Raw genomic sequence first — 11,838 nt, forward strand, 5'->3', positions numbered from 1 at the left:
CCTCGCGACCGGAGAGGCAGCACCCACTCGATGAGCACCCCCGACCGGCCGGCTCCCGACTCTGGCGAGGTCCCTGCCCCCGCGAGCCCGGCCCCCGCGAGCCTGGCCGCGGAGGAGCCGACCAGCGTGCCGGCCCAGCCGGCGCCGCCCGAGGAGCTCGTGCTGGCCGGTGACTTCCCGGCGGTCACGCGCGCGCAGTGGCGCGACCTGGTGACCGGGGTGCTGCGCAAGGCCGGCCGTGACGTCGACCCGGACGCGGTCGAGGACGCGCTGCGGCACCCGGTCGCCACCGGGGTGACCGTGGGCCCGCTCTACACCGCCGAGGACGCCGGCGACCTGCCCGCGCTGGCCGGGGTGCCCGGGCTGCCGCCGTTCGTCCGCGGCTCGCGGGCCGGCGGCACCGACGTCGACACCCCCGCCGGCTGGGACGTCCGCCAGCGGCATGCCGACCCCGACGTCGTCCGCACCACGGAGGCGGTGCTCGCCGACCTGGAGAACGGCGTCTCCTCGCTGTGGCTGGTGCTGGGCGAGGGGGCGGTGCCGGTCGGGGCGCTGGGCCGGGTGCTGGACGGGGTGTACCTGGACCTGGCGCCGGTGACCGTGCAGGGCGGCGTCGCCGCGGCCGAGGCGTTCCTCGACCTGGTCGAGGGGCGCACCGACCTGGCCCCGGGCAGCTGCCTGGGCCTGGACCCGCTGGGCGTGCAGGCCGCGACCGGGCAGCCGCAGGACTTCACCGGCCTGGCGGCGCTGGCCCGGCGCGCGCAGGCGCACCCGGGCACGCGGGCGGTCGTCGCCGACGGGACGGTGTTCGCGGCCGCCGGCGGCTCGGTGGTGGAGGAGCTCGGCTGCGCGACCGCCGCCGGGGTGGCCTACCTGCGGGCGCTCACCGAGGGCGGGCTGGGCGTCGACGAGGCGTTCGGCCAGCTGGAGTTCCGGCTGTCGGCCGGCGCCGACCAGTTCACGACCATCGCCGCGCTGCGCGCCGCGCGCCGGCTGTGGGACCGGGTGGGCGAGGCCAGCGGTGCGTCGCCGGCCGCCCGGGCGCAGCGCCAGCACGCGGTCACCGCCGACGTGATGGTCACCCGGCACGACCCGTGGGTGAACATGCTGCGCACGACGGTGGCCTGCTTCGCCGCCGGCGTGGGCGGCGCCGACGTCGTCACCGTGCAGCCCTTCGACGCAGCCCTCGGCCTGCCCGACGCCTTCGCCCGGCGGATCGCCCGCAACACCCAGAGCCTGCTGGTCGAGGAGGGGTCGCTGGCCCGCGTGCTCGACCCGGCCGGCGGCTCCTGGTACGTCGAGTCGCTCACCGCCGCGCTGGCCGAGGCGGCCTGGGCGTGGTTCACCGAGATCGAGCGCGCCGGCGGGCTGGCCGCCGCGCTGTCCAGCGGGCTGGTGGCCGAGCGGCTCGCCGCCGCCTGGGCGCAGCGGGCCGACCGGGTCGCGCACCGCACCGACCCCCTCACCGGCGTGAGCGAGTTCCCCGACCCCGCCGAGGTGCTGCCCGTGCGCCGCCCCGCCGCGCCGCCGCCGTCCGGGGGGCTGCCCCGGGTGCGCGCCGCCGCCGCGTTGGAGGACCTGCGCGACCGGGTCGAGGCCCTCGATCCCCGCCCGGCCGTCTACCTGGCCACGATCGGCCCGGTCGCCCGGCACACCGCCCGCGCGGGCTTCGCCGCCAACCTGTTCGCCGCCGGCGGCCTGGCGACCCCGACCGGAGACGGCGCGAGCGGGTTCCCCGGGACCACGGTGGCCTGCCTCTGCGGCACCGACCGCGACTACGCCGAGCGCGGCGCGGAGCTGGTCGCCGAGCTGCGCGCCGCCGGCGCCACCCAGGTGTGGCTGGCCGGCACCGCCGAGGTCGACGGCGTCGACGGCCACCTGTACACCGGCTGCGACGCCCTGGAGGTCCTCACCACCGTGGTCGACCACCTGATCCCCGGCCATGTTCGCCAACATGGCCCTCACCTGGGTCAGGACCTGTCCGAGCAGGAGGGCCGTGGTGGCGAACACGGCTCCGAGGAGGTGCGGGCATGAGCGCGATCCCCGACTTCGGCGGGCTGGAGCTGGGCATGCCGAGCCCCGGCGCCGCGGACTGGGCCACCGAGTACGAGCGGGTGACCGGCCACCGCGTGGCCGAGGCGACCTGGCAGACGCCGGAGGGGATCGCCGTCCCGCCGCTGGCGACCGCGGCCGACCTGGCCGGCGCCGACTTCCTGGACACCCTCCCGGGCCTCCCGCCGTTCCTCCGCGGGCCCTACCCGACGATGTACACGACCCAGCCGTGGACGGTGCGGCAGTACGCCGGGTTCTCCACCGCCGCGGCCTCCAACGCCTTCTACCGGCGCAACCTCGCCGCCGGGCAGAAGGGGCTGAGCGTCGCCTTCGACCTGCCCACCCACCGCGGCTACGACTCCGACCACCCGCGGGTGCCCGGCGACGTGGGCATGGCCGGGGTGGCGATCGACTCGATCCTGGACATGCGGCAGCTCTTCGACGGCATCCCGCTGGACCGGATGAGCGTGTCGATGACGATGAACGGCGCCGTCCTGCCGGTGCTCGCGCTCTACGTGGTCGCCGCGGAGGAGCAGGGGGTGGCACCGGACCAGCTCACGGGGACGATCCAGAACGACATCCTCAAGGAGTTCATGGTCCGCAACACCTACATCTACCCGCCCAAGCCCTCGATGCAGGTCATCAGCGACATCTTCAGCTTCACCTCGGCCCGGATGCCGCGGTACAACTCGATCTCCATCTCCGGGTACCACATCCAGGAGGCCGGGGCGACGGCCGACCTGGAGCTGGCCTACACCCTCGCCGACGGCGTGGAGTACCTGTCCGCCGGCCGGGGCGCCGGGCTGGACGTCGACGCGTTCGCCCCGCGGCTGAGCTTCTTCTTCGGCATCGGCATGGACTTCTTCATGGAGGTCGCGAAGCTGCGCGCCGGCCGGCTGCTGTGGGCCCGGCTCGTGCGGGACGCCGGCGGCACCACCGCGAAGTCGATGTCGCTGCGCACCCACTGCCAGACCTCGGGCTGGTCGCTGACCGCGCAGGACGTCTACAACAACGTCGTCCGCACCTGCCTGGAGGCGATGGCCGCCACCCAGGGCGGCACGCAGTCGCTGCACACCAACGCCCTGGACGAGGCGCTCGCGCTGCCGACGGACTCCTCCGCCCGGATCGCCCGCAACACCCAGCTGCTGCTGCAGCAGGAGTCCGGCACCACGCGGGTCATCGACCCGTGGGGCGGCTCGGCGTACGTGGAGCGGCTCACCCGGGACCTCGCCCGCCGGGCGTGGGGGCACATCGAGGAGGTCGCCGCTCACGGCGGCATGGCGCAGGCGATCGAGGACGGCATCCCCAAGCTGCGCATCGAGGAGGCCGCCGCCCGCACCCAGGCGCGGATCGACTCCGGGCGGCAGCCGGTGATCGGGGTGAACCGGTACCGCGTCGACACCGACGAGCCGGTCGAGGTGCTCCGGGTCGACAACGCCGACGTGCTCGCCCAGCAGACGGCCCGGCTGGCCGAGCTGCGGGCCACCCGCGACCCCCGCGCGGTGGAGGACACGCTGCGCCGGCTCACCGACGCCGCCCGGGCCGCCGCCGAGGGCCGCCGCGGGCCGGGGCTGGAGCAGAACCTGCTCGCGCTCGCCGTCGACGCGGCCCGGGCGAAGGCCACGGTGGGGGAGATCTCCGACGCGCTGGAGGCCGTCTACGGGCGGCACGCCGGCCAGGTGCGCACCATCTCGGGTGTGTACCGCGACGAGGCAGGCAGTGACGGCGCGGTGGCCGAGACCCGGGCCCGGGCGGCCGCGTTCGCCGAGGCCGAGGGCCGTCGTCCGCGGATCCTGGTGGCCAAGATGGGCCAGGACGGGCACGACCGCGGGCAGAAGGTCATCGCCACCGCCTTCGCCGACCTCGGCTTCGACGTCGACGTCGGCCCGCTGTTCCAGACGCCGGAGGAGGTCGCCCGCCAGGCCGTCGAGGCCGACGTGCACGTCGTCGGGGTCTCCTCGCTGGCCGCCGGGCACCTGACGCTGGTCCCGGCGCTGCGCACTGCGCTGGCCGAGCTCGGCGCCGACGACGTCCTGGTCGTGGTCGGCGGGGTCATCCCACCCGACGACGTCCCGACGCTGGAGGAGATGGGCGCGGCCGCGGTCTTCCCGCCCGGCACGGTCATCGCCGACGCCGCGCAGGAGCTGCTGACCACCCTGTCCCAGCGCCTGGGCCACCCGTGACCGCGGCCATGTCCGCCGACACGGCCCCCTCGTGACCGACGTCCCGGCTCTCGTGGACGGCGTGCTCGCCGGGCACCGCCGGGCGACGGCGCGGGCGATCACGCTGGTGGAGTCCACCCGCGGCGACCACCGGGCCGCCGCCCAGGAGCTGCTGGGCGCGCTGCTGCCGCACGCCGGGCGAGCGCGGCGGGTGGGCATCAGCGGCGTCCCCGGCGTGGGCAAGTCCACCTTCATCGACACCCTCGGGACGACGCTGACCGCGGCCGGTTCCCGGGTGGCGGTGCTGGCCGTCGACCCGTCCTCGACCCGGTCGGGCGGCTCGATCCTGGGCGACAAGACCCGGATGTCGCGGCTGGCCGTCGACCCGCGCGCCTTCATCCGGCCCGCGCCCACCGCCGGCACGCTCGGCGGGGTAGCGCAGGCCACCCGGGAGTCGATGGTGGTCGTGGAGGCCGCCGGGCACGACGTCGTCCTGGTCGAGACCGTCGGGGTGGGGCAGTCGGAGGTGACCGTGGCCGAGATGGTCGACACCTTCCTGTTCCTGACCCTGGCCCGCACCGGCGACCAGCTGCAGGGCATCAAGCGCGGCATCCTGGAGATCGCCGACGTCATCGCGGTCAACAAGGCCGACGGGCCGGGGGAGGCCGACGCCCGCCGGGCCGCCCGGGAGCTGGCCGGTGCGGTGCGGATGCTGCGCGGGGCCACCGACGTCGTGCCGGTGCTCACCTGCGCCGGGCTCACCGGCACCGGCGTGCCCGAGGTGTGGGCGGCGCTGGTGGACCACCAGGACCGGCTGCGCGACTCCGGGGCGCTGGACCAGCGGCGCCGGGAGCAGCAGGTGCGCTGGATGTGGCAGCTCGTGCGCGACGCCCTGGACCACCGGCTGCGCACCCACCCGGACGTGGCGGCGCTGGTGCCCGAGCTCGAGGCCGGCGTGCTCGCCGGCGGGCTGCCGCCGGCCCGCGCCGCCGAGCGGCTGGTGGCGGCCTTCACCGCGGGCCTGTCCGGGGAGCGTGACCGGGCTCCGTAAGGTCGCTGCGACCAGGAGCGTCGAGCTCCTCGCCGGGAGTGGAGATCAACAGCGTGCGAGTCCTGGTCGTGTCCCCGACGTACGACGAGATCGACAACGTCGGGACGCACGTCACCGCCGTCCTCGCCCGCCCGTCCGCACCCGAGGTGCTGGTCGTCGACGACGGGTCACCCGACGGCACCGGGGCCGCCGTCCGCGAGCTGGCCGCCGCCCACCCCGGCCGGGTCCACCTCATCGAGCGGTCCGGGAAGCTCGGGCTGGGCTCGGCCTACGTCGCCGGCTTCGGCTGGGCGCTGGCCCAGGACCGGTTCGACGTCGTCGTGCAGATGGACGTCGACGGCTCCCACGACCCGGCCTCGGTCGACGACCTGCTGGCCCGCACCGCCGACGCCGACCTGGTGCTCGGCTCGCGCTACGTGCCCGGCGGGGCGGTGGCCGACTGGCCGTGGCACCGGCGGGTGCTGTCGTCGTCCGGCAACCTGTACGCCCGCACCGTGCTCGGCGTGCACGTCCAGGACCTCACCGGCGGGTTCAAGGCGTGGCGGACGTCGCTGCTCGCCCGGCTCGACCTCGACGTCGCCACCTCCGAGGGCTACGCCTTCCAGATCGAGACGACGTCCCGCGCCCTCTCGCTGGGTGCGGTCGTGGCCGAGGTGCCGATCGTCTTCCGCGACCGGCAGTTCGGGGAGTCGAAGATGGCCCCGGCGATCGCCGTCGAGGCGGTCACCGCGGTCTGGCAGATCCGCCGGCGGCGCGCCCGGGGCTGAGCGTCCGGGTCCCGCGCCGGCTCAGCCGGTGACGGACCGGCAGTCGCGGCGGCGCAGCTCGGCCAGGTAGTCGTCCGGGGCGCCGGCGGCCTCGGCGGCGTCGGCGATGGCGCCCAGGTACCGCGCCGAGGGCAGGCCGCCCTCGAAGGCGTCGAGGGCGTAGGCGTAGGCCACCACGTCACCGGCCAGGGTGTGCACCCGCAGCCGCACCTTGCGGTACAGGCCGTGGTCGGCGCCCTCCCAGGCGTCCAGCGCCGTCTCGTCGGCGGCGGTGAGGTCGTAGAGGGCGACGAAGACCCCAGGTGCCCCCTCGTCCGGGACCAGGGTCGCGAGCGCGCCCTCCCAGCCCACGTCCTCCGCCCCGAAGGTCAGCCGCCAGCCGGGGATCCAGCCGGTGCCGGAGAACGGCGAGGAGGGACAGCGCTGCAGCATCTGCGCGGGGTCCATGTTCGACCCGTACGCGGCGTAGAGGCCCATCCTCGGGAGCCTAGCCAGCACCGGTCCGGCCGATCCGCGTCGGTGGCCGACAGGGGTGCGAGGACGGGGGACAATGGCCGCAGCAACCCAGCTCGCAGGAGGAACCATGACCCGCATCGTGATCATCGGCGGTGGCCCGGCCGGCTACGAGGCCGCGCTCGTCGCCGCCTCCCTCGGTGCGGACGTCACCGTGGTCGAACGCGACGGCATCGGCGGGGCCAGCGTGCTCACCGACTGCGTCCCGTCCAAGACCTTCATCGCCTCCGCCGGCGCGATGACCTCGGTGCGCGACTCCGCCGTCCTGGGTCTGCGCGGCACCGACCTGGACACCGTCAGCCTCGACCTGGCTGCGGTCAACCAGCGGATCAAGGGCCTGGCCATGGCCCAGTCCGCCGACATCCACGCCCGGCTGGAGTCCGAGGGCGTGCGGGTGGTCAGCGGACAGGCCCGGCTGGCCGACCAGGAGCCGGGGCTGGCCGCCCACCGGGTGCAGGTGCTCGGCCCCGACGGCGAGGTCGCCGAGGAGGTCGCCGGCGACGTCGTGCTGCTGGCCACCGGCGCCGACCCGCGCGTGCTGCCCGGCGCCGAGCCCGACGGCGAGCGCATCCTGTCCTGGCGCGACGTCTACGACCTCGACGAGATGCCCGAGCACCTGGTGGTCGTCGGCTCCGGCGTCACCGGCGCGGAGTTCGCCTCCGGCTACCTGGAGGCCGGTGTCCCGGTCACGCTGGTCTCCTCCCGCGACCAGGTGCTGCCCGGTGAGGACGCCGACGCCGCCGCCGTGGTCGAGAAGGTGTTCCAGTCCCGCGGTGGGCGGATCGCCGAGCGCGGCCGGGCGGAGAAGGTCGAGCGGACCGAGAAGGGCGTGCGGGTCGAGCTCACCGACGGCCGGGTCGTCGAGGGCTCGCACGCGCTGATGACCGTGGGCACCGTGCCCAACACCGAGGGGCTGAACCTGGAGGCCGCCGGGGTCGCGGTGACCCGGTCCGGGCACATCGTCGTCGACCGGGTCTCCCGCACGTCCGTGCCGGGCATCTACGCCGCCGGCGACGTCACCGGGGTCTTCCAGCTCGCCTCGGTCGCGGCCATGCAGGGCCGGATCGCCATGTGGCACGCCCTCGGCGAGGCGGTGGCCCCGATCCGGCTCAAGACCGTCGCGGCCAACGTGTTCACCCACCCGGAGATCGCCACGGTGGGCGTGCAGGAGGAGTCGCTCACCGAGGGCGCCGACGTCGAGGTGATCCGGCTGCCGCTGGCCACCAACGCCCGGGCCAAGATGGGCGACCTGCACGACGGGTTCATCAAGCTCTACGCCCGCCGCTCCACCGACGTCGTCATCGGCGGCGTCGTGGTGTCCCCGGGCGCCTCGGAGCTGATCCTGCCGATCGCGCTGGCGGTCACCAAGGGGCTCACCGCCGGTGACCTGGCGCAGACCTTCGCCATCTACCCGTCGCTGTCGGGCTCCATCACCGAGGCCGGCCGCCGGCTGATGGGGATCGAGGACGAGCACAGCTGACCCGCGGGGACCGCCACCCGATCGGGCGGTCAAGGACGACACCGGCCCGGCCGATTCTCACCGCATGCAGTCCCAGCGATCCCTGTCGCGCCGCAGGCCCGTGCTCATGGCCCTGGCCGGCGTCCTGCTGGCCGGGCCGGTGCTCCTCGCCGCGGCCCCGGCCGGTGCGGCCGAGCAGGTCACCATCGACGTCCTGCGGATCGTCGACGGCGAGTACGTCGTCGAGACGGTCACCGCACCCCGGGCCCAGGCAGCGGCCACCGAGGCGGCCCTCGAGGACCGGGCCGACGTCGTCACGGCCAGCGCCGCGGTCGAGTACCGGCTCGACGGCAGCCTCGACCCGTACTGGGAGGCCGACGACCCGCAGGCCGTCAGCCGCGTGGAGCAGGTGTGGTCGCGCACCCGCGGGGCGGGACAGGTCGTCGCGGTGCTGGACACCGCCGTCGACGCCGAGCACCCCGACCTGGCCGGCGCCGTGCTCCCCGGCACCGACACGACCGGCCTGCCGGCGGACTCGACGGAGTGGCACGGCACCGGCGTCGCGGGCGTGGTCGCCGCGCGCGCCGACAACGGCGTCGGCAGCGCCGGCATGGCCCCGGAGGCGCAGGTCCTGCCCGTCCGGGTCTGCACGAACGCCAGCTGCCCGTCGGCCGCGATCGCCCGCGGCGTGCTGTGGGCGGCCGACCACGGTGCCGACGTGATCAACATGTCGCTGTCGGGTGGCTGGTCCGACGTCACCGCGGCCGCGGTCCGTTACGCGCTGGACAGGAACGTCCCGGTGGTCGCCTCGGCCGGCAACAGCGGCGACGAGGGGAACGCGGTGCAGTACCCGGCGGCCCTCGACGGCGTCATCGGCGTCTCCGCCACCAGCCCGGACGGGACGCCGGCCCCGTGGGCCCAGCACGGCTGGCAGGTCGACGTCTCCACCGTCGGCGAGAGCGTGCTCCTGCCCGTGCCGCAGGGCGACTACCTCTCCGGCTCCGGGACCTCGTTCTCCGGGCCGGCGGTGGCCGGTGCGGTGGCCCTGCTCCGGGCCGCCCACCCCGGGATCACGCCGGCCGACGTGCAGGCCGCACTGCAGGCCACGGCCGACAGCGGTGGCCCGTGGGACCGGGCCTGGGGCGCGGGCCGGCTGGACGTCCCCGCCGCCCTCGCGGCGACCGACCGGGCCGGGGCGGCCCCCACCGTCCTCGCCGGCCCCGAGGGGCTCGACGTGTCCTGGGAGGGGACCCCGGGTGCCACGAGCTACGCGGTCCGGGTCGACGGCCTCGTCGTCGACCGGGTCACCGCGGGCGTCGCCACGCGGCTGACCGGGCTGGTGGACGGCACCCAGGTGGCGATCGACGTCCAGGCGGACGACGGCGGGCGCAGCCCCGCCGCGTTGGTCACCCCGGGCGCCGTGCCCGGCACCCCGACCGTGTCCTCGGCCACGCTGTCGGGGACCAGCAGCAACGCCACCCTGCAGATCCGCGCGTCGGTGGCCGCGACGCCGGCCCCGCGGTACACCCTGCTCCGGGACGGCGTCACGGTCGGGACGTACGCCTTCTCCCTGGCCCCCGACCTGCGCACGGTCAACCTCGGCATCGGTGCGATGCCGACCCAGGAGACGCGGTGGCAGCTGCGCGGGGTCGACGACCGTGGACGGCTGTCGGCGCAGTCCAACGCGGTGACCACCGGTACCGGACGCCCGGCCCCGCCTGCAGCGCCCACCGGGCTCTCGGGCCTGAGCAGCGGAGGCCGGGACCTGCTCAGCTGGGACGACCAGGGTCCCGGGTACACCTACTCGGTCAGCCGGGCCGGCGCGGTGGTGGCCACCCCGAGCACCGCCGGCGTCACCCTCACCGCCCCGCCGGGGAGCACCCGGACCTACCAGGTGTCCGTCGTGGACGCGTGGGGGCAGTCCGGTCCTGCGGCCGGCGTCACGGTCAGCCCCGAGGCGGTCGACGTCCCGTCCGCGCCGACCGCGGTGACGGCCGTGCCCGGGGACCGCAGCACCACCGTGTCGTGGACCGCGCCGGCGGCCAACGGGTCGCCGGTCGCCGGGTACACCGTCAGCGCGTCCCCCGGCGCGTCCCGGGTGACGACCACCGGGGCGACGTCGGTGCAGCTGACCGACCTGGCCAACGGCACCGGCTACACGATCACCGTCACGGCCCGGAACGCGGTGGGCACCGGGCCGGCCAGCACCGGGGCGTACGTCGTGCCCCAGGGCCTGCCCGCCGTGCCCACCGGCCTGCACGTCACCGCCAACCCGAGCGACCTGCAGCTGTCCTGGGACACCCCGGACGGCAACGGCAGCCGGGTCAGCAGCTACCGGGTGACGCTGTACCCCGGGGGCCGGACGATGGTCGTGCAGACCACGCCGGAGGCCGCCTACGGGTACGCCTCGGTGGACAGGGACCTGACCTGGGGCACGGACTACACGTTCACCGTCGCGGCGGTCAACGACGCCGGCACCGGCCCGACCAGTGCCCCGAGCGCGCCCGCCAGACTGTCCGGTCCGGCGCCGAGCCGGACGGTGCTCGCCTGGCAGGCAGCCGGTGGCGACCCGGCGCGGCTGGGTGCGCCGCTGGCCGCCGAGCTGTGCGGCCTGCGGGACGGCGGCTGCCTGCACGCGTTCGAGGGCGGCACGCTGTACCGGTCACCGGCCGGCGGCACCCGCCTGGTCAGGGGGGCGCTGCGCGACCGCTGGGGCGCCGCGGGCTGGGAGAACGGCGCACTGGGCTACCCGGCGGCCGAGCAGGTCTGCGGGCTGACCGGGGGCGGCTGCTTCCAGCAGTTCCAGGGCGGTGCGCTGTACGTCAGCGCGAGCACCCCGGCGGTCGCCGTCACCGGGCCGGTGCGCGACCGGTGGGGCACGCAGGGCTGGGAGAACGGCGCGCTGGGCTACCCGGCCGGCGAGCAGACCTGCGGGCTGCGCTCGGGCGGCTGCCTGCAGCGGTTCCAGAAGGGGACCGTCTACTGGTCCTCGGCGACCGGGGCCCGGGCGGTCCTGGACGGTGCCGTGCGCGACCGCTGGGGCACGACCGGCTGGGAGAACGGTGCGCTGGGCTACCCGGTGTCCGACCCCACCTGTGGCCTGCCGGCGAGCGGCTGCGTCCAGCAGTTCCAGGGCGGCTCGGTCTACGTGAGCTCCGCGTCGCCGGCCACCGTGGTGACCGGTGCGCTGCGCGACGCGTGGGGTGCCTCGGGGTGGGAGCGGGGGCCGCTGGGCTACCCGACGGCGGCCCAGGTCTGTGGGCTGCGTGACGGCGGCTGCTTCCAGCGCTTCCAGAAGGGCGCGGTGTACCGGTCGAACGGTACGGCGGCCCGAGTGGTCCCCGACGGCGCGGTGCGCGACCGGTGGGGTGCGACGGGCTGGGAGAACGGGGCGCTGGGCTACCCGGTGTCCGACCAGGGCTGCGGGCTGCCGGCGAGCGGCTGCTTCCAGCAGTTCCAGGGCGGGTCGGTCTACGTGAGCTCCGCGTCCCCGGCGACGGTGGTCACCGGCGTGCTGCGCGACCGGTGGGGCGCCTCGGGCTGGGAGCGGGGGCCGCTGGGCTACCCGACGGCGGCCCAGGTGTGCGGTCTGCGCGCCGGCGGCTGCTTCCAGCAGTTCCAGAACGGGTCGGTCTACTGGTCCCCGACCACCGGGGCGCACCCCGTGGACGGTGACATCCGCACCCGCTGGGGTCAGCTCGGCTGGGAGAACGGCCAGCTCGGCTACCCGGTGGCCGGGGTGGTGGTGCTGTCCAACGGCGACACCTCGCAGCGTTTCCAGGGCGGGACGCTGTACCGCACGGCCAGCACCCGGACGGTCCGCGTCGTCTGACC

The 11,838-nt window shown here is 75.9% G+C and carries 7 protein-coding genes; 6 read left to right on the forward strand and 1 reads right to left on the reverse strand.

The annotated features are described in order from the left end of the window. Positions 1-30: 30 nt before the first annotated feature. Genes GCU67_RS17905 through GCU67_RS17920 form a run of 4 tightly spaced genes read left to right on the forward strand, consistent with a single transcriptional unit; the run spans position 31 to position 6,032 of the window. The gene (locus tag GCU67_RS17905) at positions 31-2,034 is read left to right on the forward strand and encodes a methylmalonyl-CoA mutase subunit beta (RefSeq protein WP_163612716.1); all 2,004 of its coding nucleotides are present in this window, start codon (positions 31-33) and stop codon (positions 2,032-2,034) included. Continuing rightward, a complete protein-coding gene (gene scpA / locus GCU67_RS17910) occupies positions 2,031-4,235 on the forward strand; it encodes a methylmalonyl-CoA mutase (protein ID WP_163612717.1) in 2,205 nt (734 codons plus the stop codon). The genes GCU67_RS17905 and scpA overlap by 4 nt, the downstream gene beginning before the upstream one ends. Positions 4,236-4,266: 31 nt before the next feature. Then, entirely contained in the window at positions 4,267-5,265 is a 999-nt protein-coding gene (gene meaB / locus GCU67_RS17915; RefSeq protein ID WP_163612718.1) for a methylmalonyl Co-A mutase-associated GTPase MeaB, read from the forward strand. Positions 5,266-5,318: 53 nt separating this feature from the next. Continuing rightward, positions 5,319-6,032 carry a polyprenol monophosphomannose synthase gene (locus GCU67_RS17920; protein WP_211661642.1) on the forward strand — a complete coding sequence of 238 codons (714 nt, stop codon included), beginning with the start codon at positions 5,319-5,321 and terminating at the stop codon, positions 6,030-6,032. A 21-nt stretch (positions 6,033-6,053) separates the two neighbouring features. On the opposite strand, the gene GCU67_RS17925 is transcribed toward GCU67_RS17920, so the two are convergent. Continuing rightward, a complete protein-coding gene (locus GCU67_RS17925) occupies positions 6,054-6,509 on the reverse strand; it encodes a gamma-glutamylcyclotransferase family protein (protein WP_163612719.1) in 456 nt (151 codons plus the stop codon). 73 nt (positions 6,510-6,582) lie between these two features. Between GCU67_RS17925 and GCU67_RS17930 the strand changes: the two genes are divergently transcribed. Together GCU67_RS17930 and GCU67_RS17935 are read left to right on the forward strand one after the other, a co-directional pair. Then, on the forward strand, positions 6,583-8,025 hold the full coding sequence (locus GCU67_RS17930; protein ID WP_420846370.1) for an NAD(P)H-quinone dehydrogenase: 1,443 nt from the start codon (positions 6,583-6,585) through the stop codon (positions 8,023-8,025). Positions 8,026-8,089: 64 nt separating this feature from the next. Beyond that, positions 8,090-11,836 carry a S8 family serine peptidase gene (locus tag GCU67_RS17935; protein ID WP_163612721.1) on the forward strand — a complete coding sequence of 1,249 codons (3,747 nt, stop codon included), beginning with the start codon at positions 8,090-8,092 and terminating at the stop codon, positions 11,834-11,836. Positions 11,837-11,838 lie beyond the last annotated feature (2 nt).

The organism is Modestobacter muralis (assembly GCF_010682105.1).
GTDB lineage: Bacteria > Actinomycetota > Actinomycetes > Mycobacteriales > Geodermatophilaceae > Modestobacter > Modestobacter muralis.